The sequence below is a fragment of the Shewanella sp. SW24 genome (assembly GCF_025653395.1).
GTDB classification, from domain to species: Bacteria; Pseudomonadota; Gammaproteobacteria; order Enterobacterales; family Shewanellaceae; genus Shewanella; species Shewanella oncorhynchi.
The window spans coordinates 68,170-89,287 of sequence record NZ_JAKKSH010000011.1 but is presented as its reverse complement, the minus strand read 5'-3'; the positions used below and the strand labels follow the sequence as shown (position 1 = coordinate 89,287).

Here is a 21,118-nt window from a genome sequence, read left to right as displayed (position 1 = left end):
CCCAATGGCGCTTTTGCATTTTAAAAGTGTGTGGTTTAATGCAGTAAATCTATAGTTCCCATTCTTTAGTTATTAGATATCACCAGCCTAGCAGTAAATAAATTATTTGCAGATGAGCTAATAAAAGTCCAACCCAGTTGATTCGCGAGACGTTTCACCAGTAAAAGCCCTAAACCAAATCCATGACGGCCCTTACTATTGCAGGAATTTGTTATTGCTATACAACAAGCATCTTGAGTAATACTAATATCCATCCCACCATGCTCAATACTATTCCTTAATAAATTGCTTAAGATTATTTTTAGCGGATGAAGCTGGACGGGCAAGCAAGTATCGTCACACAATAATTGAATTTTTTGCTCATAACCATGTGCCCGTTGCTGCTCCTCGATAATACTGGCAAGTAAAGGCGATAATGCTACGTTTTCCTTTTCTAGGTTTGAACACTCTTTATTAGTTAACCATAGTAGGGTTTCAATGAGTGACTTCATTTGATTGGTCGCTTGGGAAGCATACAGAGTTGCCCCCGTAAGCTCACCTTGTTGTAATGCGAGGATTTCAAATGAAGATTGGCATATGGCGACTGGCGTACGTAACTCATGACTAGCAAAACGTAAAAAATTGAGTTCTCGCTGCTGAGCCTCCTGAAGTTGTAAAATCGAGTTATCTAAAGCATCAACAATTGCCTTTAATTCAGCATATTCTTGTTCTGGTAAACTCAGTTTTCCTCCTCCTTCCCAATCATGTTGTTTAATCGCATGACTAATTTGATGAACAGGCGTAATCACTTTACTTTGCATATAAAACGCTAAGCTTGCACTGGCACAAAAGGTTATCAAGACAAGCAGCAAGATCGCCGTCATATTTTTAGGGGCAAATTGCAAATCATGGGTAACACTAAACTGCAGCCAAACGTATAGCGGCTGGCCAGTTTGGGTGTAGTACACACTTAACGCGTTAACAATGGGACCTTCTGCATGCTCATAGTGAATTGTGCTCGCATCAGTTAAGACTTCATTGTTACTTAACTCACGAATTTGCAGCGGAATATCTCGCCAATGAGGATAGACAGTTAAGTTATCGGTTTTTAGAAGTGGTTGATGAAGTAATGATTGCTGAGTTGGCTCCGCCATCTTCAGTAATGCTTCGGCCGCTTGCCCTGCATTGTGCATTGTGACCTCATGCATAGAAATCATACCTGCACACATCATGCAAAGCGGGATAAAACTATTTACACCTAAAGTTATTAATAGAAAAATAACTCCCCACACTTGATAGCTACGCTTGAGGCTAAGTTTAGGCGCTTGCATTGGTATCATCTCTAAGGCTTAAACCGACACCACGAATCGTATGTAATATTTGCCGTTCAAAGGGGCGATCGATCACTCGGCGCAAAAGATGAATATGGCTGCGCAAGCTATCACTATCAGGTGCGCTGTCGGGCCAAAGCATTCGCTCAATCTCTTCTCTACTCACCGTTTCTGGACTACGCCTAGCTAATAAAGCCAAGATCTGCCATCCGGTTTTAGACAAAGCCAGCAGTTGCCCTTGCCGATACACCATGTGGTTTGCAAAATCGATTTCTAGGTCGCCAATAGTCAACCTTTGGGGCGCGGGACGACGCTGAGCAACCACCTTCAATCGCGCGACTAGTTCCTCCATTGCAAATGGTTTTACTAAATAATCGTCCGCACCCACAGCAAACCCACTCAAGCGATCATTCAGACTACTACGTGCAGTTAACATGATTACTGGTGAAGTAATGCACTGTGCTTTCCAGCGTTCACACGCTTCAATCCCATCACCATCCGGCAAATTTAGATCGAGAATAATAGCGTCGAACTGCTGCTGACTAATGAGCATATCCGCTTGTGCCAGGTTGAAAGCGTAATCACACTCTATACCACTCAATTCAAGATATTGAATGATGTTATTAGAAAGAAGTCGATTATCTTCAACCAGTAATATCAACATTTTTAAATCAACTCATATTGATGGGCTAAATGGATTAAATTTGCTCTATTTGTAGCCCCAAATTTCTTACGCATGGATTCCATATGATATTCAACTCCTCTGACACTTATCGGGAGCTGAGTTGAAATTTCGTCGTTTTGAAGACCGTTTGCGACCATAAGTAGGATATCTCTCGCATTATCTTTAAGCAGAGAGCTTTGTAGAAATGGATTGAACAATTGTTTATTACATTCAAAAAGCTTGTTCTGAGCTTCCTTTAAAGTGCCTGCCAATCCCTCTAACACCACCTCCGAAGCACTAAGATGGCTAAGTAGTATAAACCGGCCTGCCCAATGACGATTAGATTGGAATGAGATGGGCCAGCTCAAAACACTTTGAATATTATGCTTACTAAACAGTAGGCTGGTCTTATCATTTTTTTCACTCGTGAATCTATACATATAGGATTTTGAAGTATCCAATGAAAAACCAAAATTGAAATCATGAGAGGCTATCTGATTTAAATAAAAACGCTGTAATTCAGCCATAACAGGGGAAGAAGCTATGCTGGCGATAGGTTTTCTTAGTGCCGTAGGAGAGAACAGATTGGTATCTTTTGGAAAGTGATAATTTTCATACGCACAATGTGGAACTCCTTGAAACCAGAAACCACAAAAACCATGTAGCTTCAAAGAGTAGTTTATCGCCTGAATAACGTCCTTCAGCGTTGATGCAGTATCTGCATTTGATCGCGCCAGTTTAGCGTCCATAAATACCCTCCAAACGAAATAACATAGGAAGGTATCTCAATACAAAAAATAAACAAAACCCATTGATACAGATACTTACATCTTGTCGCAAAATTAAAACTTATTCATTTTTACGCAGTATTTTTGACATAATTTTGACATACACAAAGATATAATGTAGCAATGCTTTTAACCTTTTTAAATATCATCCAACAAGCCTGGCGCTTCAGCCCTTGCCAAACACCATACTTGAACATGCACATAACGCGCTTCGAATAAGCGAGCAATTTCAGAGACTGTAGTGCCAGTGGTAACCACATCATCCACCAATGCAACACGCTGGAACGCAAAATCATCCGCTAACATAAAGGCATCATGTAAGTTGCGTCGTCGCTGTGCCCCCGAAAGCCCCGCCTGCGGTCGAGTGTCTTGTTGGCGCGTTAACCCTTCGCTCACTAATGGCAGTTGCAAGAGCTGCGATAACTCATGGGCAATTAACCACGCCTGATTAAATCCCCGTTGTTGTAAGCGTTTTGGATGCAATGGGACTGGCACTATCGCTTGAGGCAGTGAGATTAATCCTTGCTGTTCTAATACCTTAATGCGTGCCACTAAGGCGCTACACAGCACGGGCAAAGCGGCAAGTTGACCTTGATATTTAATCGCACCAACCCAAGCCCCCAAACCTTGATGATAACTACAAGGTGCAATGACTTTACGTGGCTGGCGCTTTTGGCATTCACCGCAATAATCGACTTCTATTTGCATCGACTTACCGCAACCTAAGCAAATAGGCCCATGATATAAGCCAGATTGAAGACAAACGGCGCAAATGCCAGTCTCGGGAAGTGATATGGATTGGTGGCACAGCAGGCAACGGTTAGGTAAACTGCCCGCCAACCACCTTGTACCGAGTTGATAGCCTAAACGCATTATCCGTAAAGCAGATTGCGGCCAAATCCTTTTGACAAAGTGCGGCATACATTCACCTAATCCATTTTTGAGGCACTCAAGTGAGCCAAGTCACATCCACAAACCAAGCAAATTTGCATATTGAAATCAGCGGCCAAGGGCCAGATCTGGTGATGCTTCACGGTTGGGGAGTGAATAGCGCTGTGTTTACGCCATTACATGAGTCACTGTCTCAGTATAGGGTGCACTATGTAGACTTGCCGGGCTTCGGCCATAGCCAAATGGTTGAAGGTGGCCTATCAACCTGGGTCGATACCTTAGTCGCTGCATTACCTGAACACGCTATTTGGGCCGGCTGGTCACTCGGTGGGCTCGTTGCGACTCAGGCAGCGTTAAGTTATCCACAAAAAATCAAAGGCTTGATTACTATTGCCTCATCCCCTTGCTTTATGGCAAGGGAAGACGAAGCATGGCCGGGCATTCCGCCACAAGTCCTTAATCAATTTAGAGAACAACTCGGCCAAAATTTACCTAAAACTATAGAGAGATTTCTGGCGATTCAAGCCATGGGTAGCGAAACCGCCAAGGAAGATATCAAACAACTGCGCGATCTTGTCCTCGCACGTCCTTTACCCAATACCAGAGCCTTAACTCAAGGCCTAAATATGCTAACCGACGTCGACTTAAGGCAGCAACTGATAGAGTTGCAACAACCTTGGCTAAGGATCTGGGGCCGACTCGACGGGCTAGTGCCCAAACGCGTACCACCTAAAATGCCCATCACAGCTCAAAGTGTGGATGTGATGCTCGCCAAAGCCTCTCACGCGCCCTTTATTTCCCATCAGCAGGAGTTTTTGCAGGTATTTATGCCTTGGTTAACGTTACAGACACGTTAACGCTTTATCTTTGAGCGATTAATGACTAGTATTTAACCATTAATGTGCCAAGGAATTTCCCATGTTAGTTGTCAGTAACTACCCCCAAGTCCCGCTAGCGACCAGTAATGTCGCGACGGACTCTGCTCGGGTCGACAACCAACTGAAACCTGTGGTCATCCCACCACAAGCGGCAACTAAAGGTCACGAAGAACGCGCCTTTAATCCACAGAATGAACGCACTGCGGATCAAGCTCAACAACAGGCGAAAACACTCGAGCATAATCAGCAGCAAGTTCAAGAAAAACAGCAGCAACAGCAATCCTCACAGCAACAGAACCAACAACAGCAAGAGAAAAAAGCGCCCCTTGTCGTGGCCGAGCGTGTTTTACCTAAAACGCTAAAAATTGCAGCAAGAGGCCAAGCGGCGCTGCAACGTAAGGATATACGCTTAAAGGTCAGTCAAGGTGCAACAAGTTATGCCAGTAGTAGCGCTAAAGCGAATGTTCGACAATCGCTTCAAGGCGAATCGAGTCAATTTTATCAACAACTTGGGCAGCGCATTGGTCAGTTCTATCAACAACAGACTCAGCCAGAGCAAGAATCTATTATGTCGACGTGGATTTAACCTATTCCAATCGTATGAATCCGTTTGCGCACAAAATTAGCAGGAATGATAAACAAAAATGCCGCTAAAAATAGCGGCATTTTCCATTCTGTTTAACGCTTATTTAGGCAAACGATACAGCTCTTGCTGGTAGGCCAAACTGCCCCACAATGCCCAACTTAAGGCTTTCTTCTCTAGCGCGGCAGCAGCGGGTGGGTGAGGCGTTAACTGCTCGTTTTTTTCATTATATTCGAAACCCTGTGCCTCTTTCTCTGGTTGCAGAATGACCACATCTTTACCTTCCATCAGCGCAAAGTTTTTATCGTATTGCATCAGAGCACGCCCTGGCCAATCATCGCTGACCTGAGTTAAGTCACGGCCCAGCATAGGGTAAGAGTCAGATATTCCAATCAAGGATAACAAAGTCGGCGGCAAGTCAATTTGACTCACGATACGATGATCGCGTTTTGGCGCAACATTATCCCCAAGAATTAATCCCGGAATACGAAAACGCGATACTGGCACCAGCTCCGCGCCACCCACTCGGCTGTCATGGTCGGCAACCACGATAAAAATCGTATCTTTCCAATAGTCTGCGTTTTTCGCCAATTTGAAAAACTCACCAACCGCATAGTCGGCATATTTCGCCGCATTGTTGCGAGTTTGCTTAGGTTGTTCATAAAGTTCGATGCGATCATCTGGGAATTCAAATGGATCATGGTTACTCGAACTAAACACCAAACTAAAGAAAGGCTTACCTTCGCTATGCAGACGCTCAAACTCACTGTTGGCCTTGCGCATTAAATCTTCGTCTGACGCGCCCCACGAACCCACGAAGGCCGGAGATTTGTAATCTTTCTGATCTATGATGTCACTAAAGCCGTTGCCCAAGAAGAAGCTACGCATATTGTCGAAATGGCTCTCACCACCATAAATAAACTGCGTTGTATAACCATGATTTTTAAGTAATTCAGCAATACTGAAAAAGCCAACTTGGCTCTTACCTAGCTTCACCACAGCGCGAGCTGGCGTTGGCGTAAAACCTGTTGTCACGGCTTCGATTCCGCGTACAGATCGTGTACCAGTAGCGTACAAGTTATCGAAATACCAACCTTCTTTAGACAAGGCATCGATATTCGGGGTCAGGGGTAACCCACCTAAACTGCCGACAAAACGTGCGCCTAAGCTCTCTTGCAGTAGGATCACTAAGTTCTTTGGTTTACCAGTATAACTGGCTTGGTTAAAGCTCAGTGATGGGATATCCGTTGAAGTAAAGGCACTTTCAGGGCGACCACTTTCCTGCCGAATCGTTGCAATAACCTCCGCGTTATCTAGCTTGCCATACACTTTAGAAGCATCTTCTTCACTATCCATCTGCTTGATGGCAAACACCAAGGAATAGGCAGAGTTAATCACTAAAGAGTTCACTAATGGATCGTCAGCAAAGGCCACCAGAGCGGGGTTAAGCGGACGATGACCCAAGGTTGAACGGGCACCTAATATCGTAATTGCGATAACGATTAATGCTAATACTGGACGCCAATACCAGCGTGGAAAGCGCAGGTTTTTCGTCAGCTTACCGCTGAGAACCCAACCGCCCCAGAGTGTACCTATGGTTAATAATATTGAGAAAATAAGCTCAAGCTTACGACCCGCCCACAGCATAGAAAGCACTTCTTTCGGGTAGATCAGATATTCCACATACAAACGATTCGGACGAAAACCGTATTCTTCAATAAAGGCGGGGGTCGATGCTTCTAAAAACAGTATGATCCACAGACCGACAGTTAACCACACCCGTAAAATCGGCTGCCATAGACGGCCAATAAAATGATCACCTGAAAATAATGCAGTCCCTAAGGCGGCAATACCCCATAACCAACACAGAGTAGCGATATCGACGCGTAAACCTTGGATTAATAGATGCGACCAACCATCCACAGCAGCCACGCGATCCGCTTGCCACAGCCCTAAAGCGATACGGCTCGCGGTAGCAATGAAAAGCACTAATAACGAAAAGATAAAGATGGCGCGAAAAGGCCCATGGGCATTGTTTCGCCCGCGAGGTGATAAACCAGATTGCATGTGTTACCCCAAAACGTGTAAAAAGAGCCACTCTGCTTTGGAGTGTCAATTTGAAAAATCGGTGAATAAGCTGTGCTATGACAACCGATTTTGCTTAACGTTGCATTAAATGCCGACTTTATATTCCCTAAGACGGCATTTATGCAACAATTTTGTGAGTAACAGGTTAAAAAGTCGACTCGGACATGACGTATGTCCGAGTATTAACATTACAGCGTCTACTTTTTCAGCTTAGCGAAGGCATCGGCAAAGGCATTGCCCATGGCCGCGTTTGCTGGCGCTTTAGGTGTTTGCTTCTGCGCAGGACGCGCAGCCGGTTTCGCTGACTGCGGTGTTTTACCATGATTAGTTCTGGCGGGATTGTGTGGTCTTTGCTGTGGCTTGCTCTGGTCGATAGCTTCATCCAAACGCATGCTCAAACCGATGCGGCGGCGCTCAACGTCAACTTCCATCACTTTGACTTTCACCACATCTCCCGCTTTCACCACAGTGTGCGGGTCGCTGATGAACTTGTCGGTTAGAGAAGAGATATGCACGAGCCCATCTTGATGTACGCCAATATCGACGAAGGCACCAAAATTAGTCACGTTGGTCACTACGCCTTCGAGTACCATTTCTGGTTTCAGATGCTTAAGTTCTTCAACACCATCTTTAAACTTAGCGGTTTTGAACTCACCGCGGGGATCGCGTCCTGGTTTATCCAGTTCGGCTAAAATATCCGTCACCGTCGGCAAACCAAATTCCGCCGTAATAAACTCTTCTGCCTTGATGCTGCGCAGCAAATCAGAGTTACCCATCAGGCTCGCCAACTCTACTTGCTTAGTCTTAGCGATAGTTTCCACTAGCGAATAAGCCTCTGGATGCACAGACGAGGCATCGAGTGGATTGTCCCCTTCTCGAATACGCAAAAAGCCCGCTGCTTGCTCGTAGGCTTTAGGCCCTAAACGCGGCACTTTCAGCAGCTCTTTACGATTCTTAAACTGACCATTGGCATCGCGATAATCGACCACGTTTTTCGCTAACGTCTTATTTAAACCTGCCACTTGTGACAATAACGGCACTGAGGCCATGTTGAGATCTACACCCACGCCGTTTACACAGTCTTCCACCACGGCTTCCAGCGAACCCGATAATTGGCTTTGACTCACGTCGTGTTGGTATTGACCGACACCGATAGACTTAGGCTCAATCTTCACCAATTCGGCTAATGGATCTTGCAAGCGGCGGGCGATAGACACAGCGCCACGAATCGACACATCAAGATCAGGAAACTCCAACGCCGCCAATTCCGATGCAGAATACACAGACGCACCCGCCTCACTGACCATCACTTTGGTCAAATGTGGATGGGTATCTTTCACTTCAGCAATCAGCTCAGCAGCCAGTTTGTCAGTTTCCCGTGATGCAGTGCCGTTACCAATCGCAATCAGCTCAACCTTATGCATTTTGACTAAGTTAGCCAAAGTACGGATCGACTTTTCCCACAGATTTTGCGGTGCGTGTGGGAAAATAGTCTCATGGCACAACAACTTACCCGTGTTATCGACCACAGCGACTTTAACACCGGTACGTAAACCAGGATCGAGTCCCATGGTGGCTTTCGCGCCCGCAGGAGCGGCCATCAATAAATCACCTAGATTACGGGCGAAAACTTTAATCGCTTCGGCTTCAGCGCGTTCGCGCATTTGCGAAATAAACTCAGTTTCCATCTGCAGGGCAATCTTAATACGCCATGTCGCCGTCACCACAGTTTTCAACCATTGATCAACGCTGCTATCACCTAATTTCAGCCCTAAATGATCACAGATAATCACTTCGCAGTAACTACCTTGGCCCGCTTCAGCGGCTGGATCGGCATTCATAGATAAGGTTAAGAAACCTTCATTACGCCCACGCAGCATAGCCAGTGCACGGTGTGATGGGATCTTAGCTAACTGTTCTGTATGCTCAAAATAATCGCGGAACTTCGCGCCGTCTTTCTCTTTGCCAGCAATTAAACGGCTTTCTAACACACTGTTTTGGCTTAAATGCTCACGCACTTTACGCAGTAATTCAGCGTCTTCGGCGTAACGCTCCATCAGGATATAACGCGCGCCCTCGAGCACAGCTTTAACATCGGCAAAACCCGCTTCGCTATTGATATAGCCTGCCGCTGTAGTCTCGACATCTACGCTACGATCAGCCAGTAATGCATCGGCTAATGGCTCAAGCCCAGCCTCGATAGCGATTTGGCCCTTAGTACGACGCTTAGGTTTGAAGGGCAGGTATAAATCTTCGAGGCGTGTCTTACTGTCTGCCTCGTCAATCGCCCATTGTAATTCTGGCGTTAACTTACCCTGAGCTTGGATGCTAGACAGGATCACTTGGCGTCTGTCGTTCAGCTCACGCAGGTAACCTAAACGTGTGTACAAGGTACGCAGTTGTGTATCGTCTAAACCGCCTGTGGCTTCTTTACGGTAACGGGCAACGAAGGGAACTGTCGCGCCATCGTCGAGCAGAGTGATGGTTGCGGCAACTTGTTGCTCACGAACATTCAGTTCTTGAGCGATAATCAGAGCGATGTTATGTGCATTAGTTTGCATAAATAAAGTGTCGTGCCTAACTGTAAAGTAAATCGTTATTGCGCCAAAGATACCACAGGCGCCCCGTATGTTTCATGCTAAAGCCTAGGTCAAATCAGAGAGTTTGATCTTTCCCGCAATCCAGTGACTACCGCCGCTATTTTAAGAGCGGCAAGTCTGTGGTTAATTCGCCTCGCTGGCGAGAGTAGTTTCAAAAGGGGTATAACGGATCTGATTGATATACCACTCTTTTGGACCCGATGGCGTTTGCACTAGCACCTCATCATCCACTTGCTTGCCGATTAAGGCACGCGCCATGGGCGAGTCGATGGTGATATAGCCTAATTTTGTATCGAGCTCATCTTTACCGACGATCCGATAACGCACTCGATCACCTGCTTCATTTTCAAGCTCAAACCAAGCGCCAAAGAATATTTTGCCTTCCTGCTGCGGCGAGTAATCGACGATTTTTAATTCTTCTAACCGCTTAACTAAGTATCTGACTCGGCCATCAATTTGTCTTAACAAACGCTTGTTGTAGGTGTAGTCCGCGTTCTCACTACGGTCGCCCTGCGCCGCCGCTTCTTGGACTTTAAGGGTGATTTGCGGCCGATATTCCTTCCACAAATACTTCAATTCTTTATCTAAAGTTTGCCAACCCTGTCGGGTGATCAAATGCGCTTTCATACTCATTACTCAATCGTTGGATTAAACGACCACAATTGATGCGGGATAATATATTAGACTGATGATACTCAGACTGGACGCTAAAGTTAACTCACTAAATCATCTCTGTGCATAATGGCTTTTAAATCACCTCTTTTACTGATGCCAATTTAGTTACAATTTCAGCTATAGCGTGAATAAACGCGAGTATTCCCATGCAATTTCATTTGCTTAGTATTAACATTGGGCAATCAATGTCAGCATTTATCGCATTCAAGTTACTAAGGTGAGCTAGTCGCCTTGGTTGAATGCGGCTATATTAGGCAGATTCGTTTTCAATTTCAGCCAGTTGGTTAATCTTAACTGTTTCTCGTCAGTAGAATAAGCACCAATCTGAGCAATTAAAGGACATCCCATGGGACAAGAAACCTCGAAAATCCTCGTCGTCGATGATGATATGCGCCTGCGAGCGTTACTCGAGCGTTACCTGATGGAGCAAGGTTATCAGGTGCGAAGCGCGGCCAATGCCGAGCAGATGGACCGCCTATTAGAACGCGAAAACTTCCATTTACTCGTGCTCGACTTGATGTTGCCCGGTGAAGATGGCCTGTCTATCTGTCGTAGACTGCGCCAGCAAGGTAACCCCATTCCGATCGTGATGCTGACGGCCAAGGGCGATGAAGTCGACCGCATTATTGGTTTAGAGTTGGGTGCTGACGATTATCTGCCAAAACCTTTCAATCCACGGGAATTACTTGCGCGGATCAAAGCCGTGATGCGTCGCCAAACCCAAGATGTGCCCGGTGCGCCCGCTCAGCAGGAAGCACAAATTAGCTTCGGTGAGTTCTCGCTGGATTTAGCGACCCGTGAGATGTACCACGGCGACGAATCCATCGCACTCACTAGCGGTGAGTTTGCCGTACTTAAAGTGCTCGTCACCCATCCACGCGAGCCCTTGTCTCGGGATAAGTTAATGAACCTCGCCCGTGGCCGCGATTATTCGGCGCTAGAACGCTCCATCGACGTGCAAGTGTCACGTCTGCGCCGCTTAATCGAAAAAGATCCCGCGAATCCTCGCTACATTCAAACAGTTTGGGGTTTAGGTTATGTGTTTGTACCCGATGGTGCCGCGCGTCGATGAGCCGCGCCGCCATCTTAATCTACTGCGGTTATTGAGCCCACGATGAAACCTAAGTTTTGGTGGCGGTTTGTTCCACGCAGCGCATTTAGTCAAACCGTGATGCTGATTGGTTGCCTATTACTGATCAATCAGCTGGTGTCTTACGTCACGGTAGCCGTCTATGTACTTAAGCCAAGTTACCAACAAATCAATCAGTTAATCGCTCGCCAAGTCAAATTGCTGTTTGTCGACGGCATAGATATTGGCCGCGAACACTTAACCATAGTCGATGCCCTTAATGCCAAAGTCCACGACGATGGCATGAAAATCTACAATCAACAGCAAGCGCATGAAGCGGGTATTGAGCAAGCCACTTACTATGGTTTCTGGTCATCGCAGATGTCGGAATATCTTGGCGGCGATGCTGAAGTCCGCGTCACCCATGGCAGCGTATTACAGATTTGGATCCGTCCACCACAGGCGCCCTCGATTTGGATAAAAGTGCCACTTATCGGCCAAAATGTTTCAGATCTTTCGCCACTCACCCTTTATTTAATGGTGATTGGCGCACTTAGTGTCGCTGGGGGATGGTGGTTTGCTCGCCAGCAAAACCGCCCACTTAGGCGACTACAAAAAGCCGCGATTTCAGTCTCCCGCGGTGAATTTCCCGATCCCTTGCCGCTAAAAGGTTCGAGTGAAATTGTCGAAGTTACCAATGCTTTCAACCAGATGGCGAACAGCATGAAGCAACTGGAGCAGGACAGAGCGCTATTGATGGCGGGGATCTCCCACGACTTGCGCACACCGCTCACCCGTATTCGCCTCGCCTCTGAGATGATGGTTGAGGAAGATCAATATCTTAAAGATGGCATAGTCAATGATATCGAAGATATGGACGCCATCATCAGCCAGTTTATTGCGTATATTCGCCAAGATCAGGAAACCAGCCGTGAGCTAGGCCAAATCAATAAACTCATTCAAGATATCGCTCAAGCAGAAGCCAATCGCGCTGGTGAAATTGAAGTGGTGTTAACTGACTGCCCAGAAGCCCAATTCCAAGCGATTGCCATTAAACGGGTACTGAGTAATTTAGTCGAAAATGCCTTTCGCTATGGTTCAGGCTGGATCCGCATTAGCTCACAGTTCGATGGTAAACGTATCGGTTTTAGCGTTGAAGATAACGGCCCTGGGATCGACGAGTCACAAATCACCAAACTATTTCAACCCTTTACCCAAGGTGATATCGCCCGTGGTAGTGTTGGTTCGGGCCTAGGCCTCGCCATTATCAAACGGATTATCGACAGACACCAAGGGCAAATTACCCTCTCCAACCGCGCCGAAGGCGGTTTAAAAGCCCAAGTGTGGCTGCCGCTGGAATAACGCGAGATCACATATTTGCAAATCAAATGACAACGCTGACATCCAAGTGAGCACTTGTCATATTAATGTCACCTTAAATTCATAAACTCAGCACAGTTACTGGCTCTGACCATTATGAAGATTGCAAAATGAAAATTTCAACGCTGTCGCTTTCTGCTTCTGCCCTGTTGTTATTGCTCGCGGGATTGCTAGCAGCCGTAGTGCTGTGGAGCAGTGATCAGCGGCAACAAATTGAGCAGCAAACACTTACATTACAAGCTATTCAGCAGGATTTTCTCGTCGGTGTACGCCGCGATCTCGATGGCTATTTAGCCAGTGGCAACGCTAGCCAACTTGAACAAGCGAAAACCAAACTCAGCGCCATTAAGAACCAGCTCACGCAGCTTAACCTCGCAGCCATGGGCGCTACCGACAATGACTTGCAAGCCAGCCTAAGCAACTTCATTCAAGATTTAGATACCAAGTACCGCGCCGCGGGTAAACTCGCAGGCAATCCTAGGCAACTGCTCGCCCACGCCGAATCTGAAATGCTCGACTACAACCGTCGTCTGGGCAGCTATGCCGATAAAGGCTTAGCCACAAATGCGGCGGTCGCCGAACAATATCTGCAATTGAGCCGCGATTTACCTTCTATCGTCTACCAACTTTCCCAGCTGACCGATGGTTATCTGATCGGTAAAAATCAGCAGCTCAAGGGTATTTTAGACAGCACCAGCAAAGAGCTAAATACGTGGCACGACTCCCTCAGCGCACTGCCGTTAATCGGCGTATATGAACAGCAAGAAGCAGATGAATTTGCACTCGGTGCCAGCGAACCGGAACAAATTGAAATAGGCGAGAGTGACCGCAGTGAACTGCTCAGTCTCGCCAATCGATACAACAAAGAAGTCGCCAATACCCACCAATTACTGCAAACCAACCAAGAGATGCAAGATCAACTCATTCAAGCGATTAGCAATGTGGAACAACAGCTTATTGGTTTAGGTGAGGCTCAGGCAGCAAAGAACCAGCAGCTGAAATATGAGTTACAGCTAATCCTCTACACCATGGTTTCCATCATGGCCTTGTTTGCGATTGGTTATTTAATCCTGCAGCAAAATCGTGTCGTCAAACCGCTAAAACGTCTCAACCAAGCTTTTATGAAATTAAGCGAATCGAACAGCCGCGAGCGTTTAGATATTAATCGTCGCTGCGAGACGGGCCAAATCGCAGGTCATTTCAACCAGTTACTGCACAGGTTTGAACAGGAAGACGAGGCACAGCGCCAGCAAATCACGAAGGTTTCTCAATCATTAAGCCAACTGGTAGCGCGCATTACTCAGCTATCACAACACACAGAGCACACCCAAACGATTGTGGCCGATACGCAAACACAGACCGAGCATATCCGCAGCCTCGCCAATGAGGTGAGCCACACTTCGGCACTCGTGGAAGACAGCGCAGCCGAAACCATGCGCCAAATGCAGTCGAGTCAAGCACAAGCAGAGGCGGTATTGAGCGCGACCGAGCAAACACAAACCGCGGTCGGTCTGTGCAATTCGTCCCTTGAAAGCCTAAATAACTCAGTGACGGATGTATCGAAAATCATTGATGTGATTGGCAATATTGCCGAGCAAACTAACTTACTCGCCCTTAATGCTGCCATCGAAGCTGCGCGGGCTGGCGAGCAAGGTCGCGGCTTTGCCGTGGTGGCCGATGAAGTGCGTAATTTAAGCCAACGCACCCAAGTGTCTTTGAATGAGATCGTGAAAATTCTGCAACAACTTACCCAATCAAATCATGCTCTCAGTGAGAGTGTCGATGGCATAGCACAGGCCACCAGCAGCCAGAAACTGCGTGCTCAGAGCCTGTGGCAAGTGGCGCAAACAGTGCAAAACCAAGCAAGTGAAATGGCTAATACCGCCAAACAAGGCTCGCTAAATGCCAAAGAGCAAGTCGATTATCTCGATGAATTTGTTCGCACTATGGATAGTTTAAAAGAACAAGCGCAAACCAGTTCACAGCAAAGTGAGGTCATCGCCCAAGAAGTACAGCAGAGTGTAGAAGATATTGAAACCAGCTTGGGGATTGAGCAAAGCCAAATAAACCGTGCGGCCTAAAACCGCACGTTTACTCACTTAATTTCTCTATTTGTGTTTAATCGTCGATTCGACAATTGTGGATATTAGAGCCATCGAACTGACATTCGACATCAACCCATTTGCCTTCAAATGGCGTTAATGAAGCATCAGTCGCTTGATAGCCCCACAAGGTCTTTTGCATCACTAAACCCGACAAATCAAGCTCATTGCTTCGCACTTCAAGGTCAACTTCTTTCACTAACCACTGGTTGTCTGCGAGTTCAACTCCTTCTATTTGAATCCATTTTTGGTCAAGTGTCGCTAAAGTTAAACCGTCATCGAATTGAGTTCTGGCATCAATATCAAATGTAAATCCATTAATTTGTAGCTGATTATTGGTAGTCAGTGTCGCCAGACCTTCTAGCTCGAACTTTTTACCTAAGGTTGGAGGTATTCCACCATTATCATGTGATGTTTCAAATTCAACTTCTCTGGCCCATAAACCCTGCGGCATAGATTGAATATCTACATCGACTAGCTTGCCTTCAACCAAGTTAGCTTGCTTGCCATCTTCAAATTGAGTATTTGTAGTGACATAGAGTCGAGTACGGGCATTCAGCTCAAACTGCGTTTTATCTTGGTTGACCCAAGTAATAGTCCCTTCTAGCTCCATATCGTTAAAAGACGCCGTATCTTCCACTTCGACTTCAGAGGCCAAAAATGAAGCACCACTTTGCTGGCCTTCCACTTCAACCCATGCGCCTTCCTGTAAGCTGCCTTCTAAACGTGCGTTGGCATAATTAATCACTGCCGAACCGATATTGAATTGTTGCGCAGTCTTATTTAATCCAGAGACACGTCCCTCGATTTCAGCAAACACAAAATTGGGGATAAGGTTTATAGAATTAACCTGCCATTCTCCCATTACCGTTGGATAACCATTTACCGCCACCCAATCGCCTACTTTATACTGGGTCGCGTCCGCTGGTTTAACGACTAAATTAATCCCATTAACGGCAATAGTATTTTGAATAACGGAACTGATTTCACCCACAAGGCTTGGATCTAATATGACATTTTTAGCCTGTTGGCCTTCATTATCTATTTTGACCCTCATCCCCATTTGAATGGCATTAACCGCTAACGGCTGTCGTCCATAGTGAATCTTAGCATTAGCGATATTTACGCTATATCCGTTGACCGTAATCGAATTATTGTCAGAAGCGATATTTGTTACTGTACCGTTAATTTTTGCGGGTAACGTAGGTTGTGGAACGATAGGATCGGGTTTAGAGGTGTCTGTTGATGAATCATTACCACCACAACCTGCCAGCAAAATGGCCGTAATACAGACTAAGAGTTTATTCATTTTCTTCCCTATTATGTCTTGTTAAATCAGTGCTGGGCATCTTAGTATGAAGATCGTCAAGCAAATGTGAAGAAATTAATTAACCTATGAAAGTATTAATTGTTGATGATAATCATGATGTTATTGAAACAATCATGGATTATTTAACCCTAGAGGGTATTATTGCCGACTGTGCATATCACGGGGAAAGTGCAATCAATTTAATTCAACAAAACCATTACGATGTCATCATAATGGATATTATGATGCCCAAATTAGACGGTATTAATACGGTCAAAAAACTGCGTGAAGAAATTTATTGTAATACACCGATTATATTTTTAACCGCCAAAGATAGTCTGCAGGATAAAATTGATTCTTTTACATCAGGTGGGGATGATTTTTTAAATAAACCTTTCGCGATGGAAGAATTATGCTTACGACTGCATTCACTGCATAATCGTGGCCCACGTTTAGATGTGGGTATTTTGCGCTTCAGTGATATCAGTTTAAATTTGCAAACCCATCAAGTTACCCGTGCTGGTAAAGAAATTAAGCTCAGTAAAATTCAGCGCACCATTCTTTCACTGTTACTAAAACATGCGCCCGCTATCGTGAGTAAAGAGCAATTGGTAGATACCGTATGGGGAGATGATGCTCCTTCGAGTGACTCACTTCGCAGCCACATATACAGCTTACGCAGTGCACTCGATAAAGGTTTTTCAGACTCAAAATTAGAGACTATCCATGGCCAAGGTTACCGACTTATCCCCTGAGCATTTTCCGAGTTTATATAAAAAAATCCGCCTCACTTTTTTAGTATTAACTAGCTTGATGTTTGCCATTTTTTGGAGCCTCATTTATATCGCCGAAGAACAAATTGAGAAGATTAGCCTCGAGCAAACGCTGGCCACAGAGACTCGCGAATATCTAAAGAATTATCAAAGGTTTGGTGATAAAGCACAGCTCCCCGATATCAATGAATTGAAAACATATTGGAGCAAAGAGTTTGTACCAGCTTGGCTGCAACCTTATCAAAATACCGGATTTTACGAACATCAACTGGGTGACGAAGATAAACACTTTTTGATATCCGCTCATCCTTCTGGGCAAGGGCTGTTGTATGTGGTTTATAAGGATGACGCGGACGATTTCCTTGATAGCTATGAAGATAGAATGCACATTTTGATCTCTATTATGGGGATAGGTTTGCTCCTGTTTATCATGGCGTATGGATTGTATTTTGTACGTCTGCTATCCAGTCCACTCGCTGAGATTGAAAATAAAATCAATCAACTATCACCAAAAAGACCGACATCAACACCGAGTACTTCATACCGTGAAACCCGCCAGATTGAGCAAACCCTATTAAGCAACAAAGCTAAAATTGCCGCCTACTTCACTCGGGAACAAGAATTTAGCCGTTTTGCCTCCCATGAACTACGCACGCCCATTATGGTGATCCAAGGTTCGGTCGAATTACTCAATAAAATCCCCAATGCGACAACCGAGGCTCAACAATTAATGGTCAAAAAAGCCATTACACGTATTGATTACGCAGGGCATCAAATGAAAACGCTCACCGAGGCCTTTTTACTTCTCGGAAAAGAAGACATTGAATCCCAGCACTACAGCCAAATTGATTTAGCACCACGCCTTGAACACATTTTAGCTGAAATGGCGCAGCATTTTGCCAAGCAAGAAATCACCTACAGCTTAACGCTTAAAGATTGCTTGAGCATCAAGGCGCCACTGAGCTTTATTGACATAGTGATAGGTAATTTAATTAAAAATGCTTTCAATTACAGTGCCGGAAACATTGAAATTACGATGCAAAGCAACCAATTATGGATACTGAATCCACTAAGCACTCAAAGTACTGATACATCAGGCTATGGCTGCGGATTAATTATTATTGAACGTATTTGCGAGCGAATGGGCTGGGCATTTTCAACCCAAAACGATGGTGCTAGCTATCAGGCTTATGTTCAGTTTATAGATAATGCCCATTAACTGAAGTTAGCTTGGATAAATGACCTCGTTTTAGCAAATTCTGAGTTGCAAACCCAATCTTCACAACCGCTTCACGCTTGTCTTGGCACTATGCTCGCAACACTGTAATAGCCATTGAGGCTGAGTTACATAAAACCATAGAAAGGACAAACAGATGAATAAAATGACTCTTACCGTTTTCGCAATGGCACTTTCATTCACGACTATGGCCAGCCAAGCAGGCTTTCAACCTACAACGGGTGAACCTCAAATACAGGGTGGCTTCCAAGGGCCGAGCGCAAGACAAGTGATTCATGATGTGGTGAGCGCGCTCAATGCCAGTGATGACGCCCAAATTGAGTTAACGGGCCATATCATTTCTTCCATTGGACACGATGATTATATTTTCCGTGACGCTACGGGTGATATTAAGGTCGAAATTGATGATGATTTATGGCGCGGCAACACAGTAACACCTGAGACTCAGGTCATTATTCGTGGTGAAGTGGATAAAGATTGGTCTGAAGTGACCATAGATGCAGACAACATTCAAATCGTACAATAAATTGATTTAGTTAAAGCCAGCCAATGAATGGCTGGCTTTGGTCACATTCAAACTTCATGTCTTAAATACGCTTAGATAGCAGCCAAAACAACTTCAGCTTTACTGGCTTCAAAAGCCTTTGGCTCTTCTACATTCAGTAGAGTCACTACACCATTATCGATGATCATGGCGTAACGTTGTGAACGCACGCCACCAAAACCGGCAGTATCCATCTCTAAACCTAAGGCTTTAGTAAAGCTGGCATCGCCATCGGCTAACATCATTAATTCAGAGGCATTTTGGGCTTCGCCCCACGCTTTCATCACAAAGGCATCGTTCACAGCAACACAGGCAATCAAATCCACGCCTTTCGCTTTAAATTGATCGGCTAATACCACATAGCCAGGTAAATGCGCTTCAGAACACGTTGGAGTAAAAGCACCTGGCACTGCAAACAATACGACTTTTTTACCCGCGAACAATTCGGTAACTTGGTGATTCACCATGCCATCTTTAGTCAGTTGACCTAATGTGGCCGCGGGTAATGTTTGACCTTGAGCAATCATGTCTTTCTCCATTTAGTTAAAATAACTCATCCATACTAGCCCTATTTACCGCAGATAAACACCGAGAGAAATAAGGGCGATTAGACTCGAGTTCGATTCAACCGCAGCCCCGCACACAAACTAAGACATAACAAACCTAATACTGAGAAGGCGCCGCCACTTTCCTCAACAACGATAATGTCGGGCTCTCTGTCTCGATCGCTACTCTCCAATGGCAGCGCATACAAACTATCGGTCTCATCGGCGCTAATGGTCGCAACAATATCGCTGTAACCCACTTCATACACATCAATCAACACATCATAGTGATCCGTCGCATAACCCGTGTAGAGCGTGGTCAACACTTCGTAATCGTCCTGTGTCGAATCGCCGTAAATGGTAAATACGTCTGTGGTGTAGTAATGCACCCAAGGGCCACCATCACGACTGAGATAAAGCTCGGCAAATAAATCAGCTCTTTCATTAAGATATGAACCATTGACATCAACGTCGAAGGTCACGCTAAACGTTTGATAAAAACCATCGTAGTCAAAGTCTTCAAACAAACGACTGCTGGCATCAAAAATCGAAAAGCTGTGATACACAGGTGCGCGGTAGGGATCTTCACTGGTCGCGCTCGAACTCGGAATCCCTTGGCTCGCATGTTTCGCAGTTACTTGCTCACGCGTCATAGGCGAGGCGCCCATAAGTTGCACTCGGTTTGTCGTCGGCGCTTTGGATGATAAGGCTGCTGGCGCCAAGGATTTCACGGCCGCAGCGGCGACTTCAGTGACATTTTTTGCGGGCGCGGCTTGTTGTAACAAAGCTAAAGCTTGTTGTTCCTGCTCGGCAGCTTGCTCGCTATTTTCCGCTTTTTTAGCAATGCCAACGCTGGCTGCAGTAAATGGCGTTAAGCTTTGCGATGACTCCAGTTCGCGGGGCTGAGCGCTAGCGACAGATGACGCTAAAAACAGCGCAGCAATAGCCGTTGCCATAAACAGCTTAATATTAACTGTGGCTGCCATATCTTGCTTATTGAGTGTGTTCATCTTGAATATCCTATGGATAACCCGTTCAAATTGGAGCTATTAAAGTGCAATGAAGGTGAACATAAGCTGAACATCAACGCCCACTGTTCTCAGCCAGAAGATACGTTCAGCCCGAGTTCATCTGGAATGGGTAACACTTACAAAACTTAAACGATACAAGCGCGAGCATAGAGATAGACTCGCCAACAGAACTTCAGTTCTGTCACGAATAACAAAATAACTGCCAGAGTTAATTTTGAAGGAATTGTGCCAACCAATTGGCTGATCTCTATGTGTTTGTTAAGGTGATGAGGTATTCTTAGTCGACTCGATAAGTTATCCATCTCACTCATTAACTTAAGATCGCTGAACATTGCGGGTACCCGATATGAAACTTGGTTTGACCTTGGCCCTAATCACTTGCTTATCAGCCTCCTTTGGTTGCATAGCTGGTAATGATAGACATGATGATCGCAATCAGCCTCGTAACCAAGGTGCGAAGAATGAGCAGCGCCGTCTAGCGGTCAATAGCCCTGATCAAGCGGTGGCAATGGCGCAACGACAATTTCAAGGCAAAGTATTGAGTGTACAATCCAGCGGATCGGGATATCGTATTAAAATCCTCAATAATGATGGCCAAGTATTTTCTGTTTCAGTAGATGCCGCAACGGGCCGAGTCTCGAGGAACTAACG

19 protein-coding genes are annotated in these 21,118 nt (G+C 45.5%); 9 read left to right on the top strand and 10 right to left on the bottom strand.

Annotated features, from left to right (window positions below; translation table 11 throughout):
* Nucleotides 1-65: 65 nt before the first annotated feature.
* From L5M17_RS11060 to L5M17_RS11045, 4 genes are all read right to left on the bottom strand, one after another.
* Nucleotides 66-1,310, bottom strand: a complete 1,245-nt coding sequence (locus tag L5M17_RS11060) for a sensor histidine kinase (RefSeq protein ID WP_263147408.1) — start codon at nt 1,308-1,310, stop codon at nt 66-68.
* A complete protein-coding gene (locus L5M17_RS11055) occupies nt 1,297-1,974 on the bottom strand; it encodes a response regulator transcription factor (protein ID WP_263147406.1) in 678 nt (225 codons plus the stop codon). The genes L5M17_RS11060 and L5M17_RS11055 overlap by 14 nt, the downstream gene beginning before the upstream one ends.
* A 2-nt stretch (nt 1,975-1,976) precedes the next feature.
* Nucleotides 1,977-2,723 carry a helix-turn-helix transcriptional regulator gene (locus tag L5M17_RS11050; RefSeq protein WP_263147403.1) on the bottom strand — a complete coding sequence of 249 codons (747 nt, stop codon included), beginning with the start codon at nt 2,721-2,723 and terminating at the stop codon, nt 1,977-1,979.
* A gap of 177 nt (nt 2,724-2,900) precedes the next feature.
* Nucleotides 2,901-3,683: a ComF family protein gene (locus L5M17_RS11045; protein WP_263147401.1), complete on the bottom strand. Its 783-nt coding sequence runs from the start codon at nt 3,681-3,683 to the stop codon at nt 2,901-2,903.
* 32 nt (nt 3,684-3,715) lie between these two features.
* On the opposite strand from L5M17_RS11045, the gene bioH reads away from it, so the two are divergent.
* Nucleotides 3,716-4,510: a pimeloyl-ACP methyl ester esterase BioH gene (bioH, locus tag L5M17_RS11040; RefSeq protein ID WP_263147398.1), complete on the top strand. Its 795-nt coding sequence runs from the start codon at nt 3,716-3,718 to the stop codon at nt 4,508-4,510.
* Between the two features lie 61 nt (nt 4,511-4,571).
* Nucleotides 4,572-5,117, top strand: a complete 546-nt coding sequence (locus L5M17_RS11035; RefSeq protein ID WP_131524847.1) for a hypothetical protein — start codon at nt 4,572-4,574, stop codon at nt 5,115-5,117.
* A gap of 99 nt (nt 5,118-5,216) precedes the next feature.
* Here L5M17_RS11035 and L5M17_RS11030 read toward each other — a convergent pair whose 3' ends face one another.
* From L5M17_RS11030 to greB, 3 genes are all read right to left on the bottom strand, one after another.
* Entirely contained in the window at nt 5,217-7,181 is a 1,965-nt protein-coding gene (locus L5M17_RS11030) for an LTA synthase family protein (RefSeq protein WP_198572412.1), read from the bottom strand.
* Nucleotides 7,182-7,399: 218 nt separating this feature from the next.
* Nucleotides 7,400-9,763 (bottom strand): Tex family protein, encoded by a 2,364-nt coding sequence (locus L5M17_RS11025; RefSeq protein ID WP_263147394.1) that lies wholly within the window; start codon nt 9,761-9,763, stop codon nt 7,400-7,402.
* 162 nt (nt 9,764-9,925) lie between these two features.
* Complete coding sequence (gene greB / locus L5M17_RS11020) at nt 9,926-10,429, bottom strand: transcription elongation factor GreB (protein ID WP_105250662.1); 504 nt, start codon at nt 10,427-10,429, stop codon at nt 9,926-9,928.
* Nucleotides 10,430-10,823: 394 nt separating this feature from the next.
* Here greB and ompR point away from each other — a divergent pair, with 394 nt between their 5' ends.
* From ompR to L5M17_RS11005, 3 genes are all read left to right on the top strand, one after another.
* The gene (ompR, locus tag L5M17_RS11015) at nt 10,824-11,549 is read left to right on the top strand and encodes a two-component system response regulator OmpR (protein WP_006079507.1); all 726 of its coding nucleotides are present in this window, start codon (nt 10,824-10,826) and stop codon (nt 11,547-11,549) included.
* A 42-nt stretch (nt 11,550-11,591) separates the two neighbouring features.
* Entirely contained in the window at nt 11,592-12,908 is a 1,317-nt protein-coding gene (envZ, locus tag L5M17_RS11010) for a two-component system sensor histidine kinase EnvZ (RefSeq protein WP_263141451.1), read from the top strand.
* 128 nt (nt 12,909-13,036) lie between these two features.
* Nucleotides 13,037-15,007 (top strand): methyl-accepting chemotaxis protein, encoded by a 1,971-nt coding sequence (locus L5M17_RS11005; RefSeq protein WP_263147390.1) that lies wholly within the window; start codon nt 13,037-13,039, stop codon nt 15,005-15,007.
* 37 nt (nt 15,008-15,044) lie between these two features.
* Here L5M17_RS11005 and L5M17_RS11000 read toward each other — a convergent pair whose 3' ends face one another.
* Nucleotides 15,045-16,337 (bottom strand): DUF5666 domain-containing protein, encoded by a 1,293-nt coding sequence (locus L5M17_RS11000; protein ID WP_263147387.1) that lies wholly within the window; start codon nt 16,335-16,337, stop codon nt 15,045-15,047.
* 86 nt (nt 16,338-16,423) lie between these two features.
* Here L5M17_RS11000 and L5M17_RS10995 point away from each other — a divergent pair, with 86 nt between their 5' ends.
* The 3 genes from L5M17_RS10995 to L5M17_RS10985 all read left to right on the top strand — a co-directional run bounded on the left by L5M17_RS10995 (nt 16,424) and on the right by L5M17_RS10985 (nt 18,873).
* A complete protein-coding gene (locus L5M17_RS10995) occupies nt 16,424-17,092 on the top strand; it encodes a response regulator transcription factor (RefSeq protein ID WP_131525518.1) in 669 nt (222 codons plus the stop codon).
* Nucleotides 17,064-18,329 carry a sensor histidine kinase gene (locus L5M17_RS10990; RefSeq protein ID WP_263147383.1) on the top strand — a complete coding sequence of 422 codons (1,266 nt, stop codon included), beginning with the start codon at nt 17,064-17,066 and terminating at the stop codon, nt 18,327-18,329. The genes L5M17_RS10995 and L5M17_RS10990 overlap by 29 nt, the downstream gene beginning before the upstream one ends.
* A 154-nt stretch (nt 18,330-18,483) precedes the next feature.
* Nucleotides 18,484-18,873 carry a YgiW/YdeI family stress tolerance OB fold protein gene (locus tag L5M17_RS10985; protein ID WP_113940229.1) on the top strand — a complete coding sequence of 130 codons (390 nt, stop codon included), beginning with the start codon at nt 18,484-18,486 and terminating at the stop codon, nt 18,871-18,873.
* A gap of 71 nt (nt 18,874-18,944) precedes the next feature.
* Here L5M17_RS10985 and L5M17_RS10980 read toward each other — a convergent pair whose 3' ends face one another.
* Both L5M17_RS10980 and L5M17_RS10975 read right to left on the bottom strand, forming a co-directional pair.
* The gene (locus L5M17_RS10980; RefSeq protein WP_113940228.1) at nt 18,945-19,418 is read right to left on the bottom strand and encodes a peroxiredoxin; all 474 of its coding nucleotides are present in this window, start codon (nt 19,416-19,418) and stop codon (nt 18,945-18,947) included.
* Between the two features lie 80 nt (nt 19,419-19,498).
* Nucleotides 19,499-20,446 (bottom strand): choice-of-anchor H family protein, encoded by a 948-nt coding sequence (locus L5M17_RS10975; protein WP_263147378.1) that lies wholly within the window; start codon nt 20,444-20,446, stop codon nt 19,499-19,501.
* 367 nt (nt 20,447-20,813) lie between these two features.
* Between L5M17_RS10975 and L5M17_RS10970 the strand changes: the two genes are divergently transcribed.
* On the top strand, nt 20,814-21,116 hold the full coding sequence (locus L5M17_RS10970; protein ID WP_105250671.1) for a PepSY domain-containing protein: 303 nt from the start codon (nt 20,814-20,816) through the stop codon (nt 21,114-21,116).
* Nucleotides 21,117-21,118 lie beyond the last annotated feature (2 nt).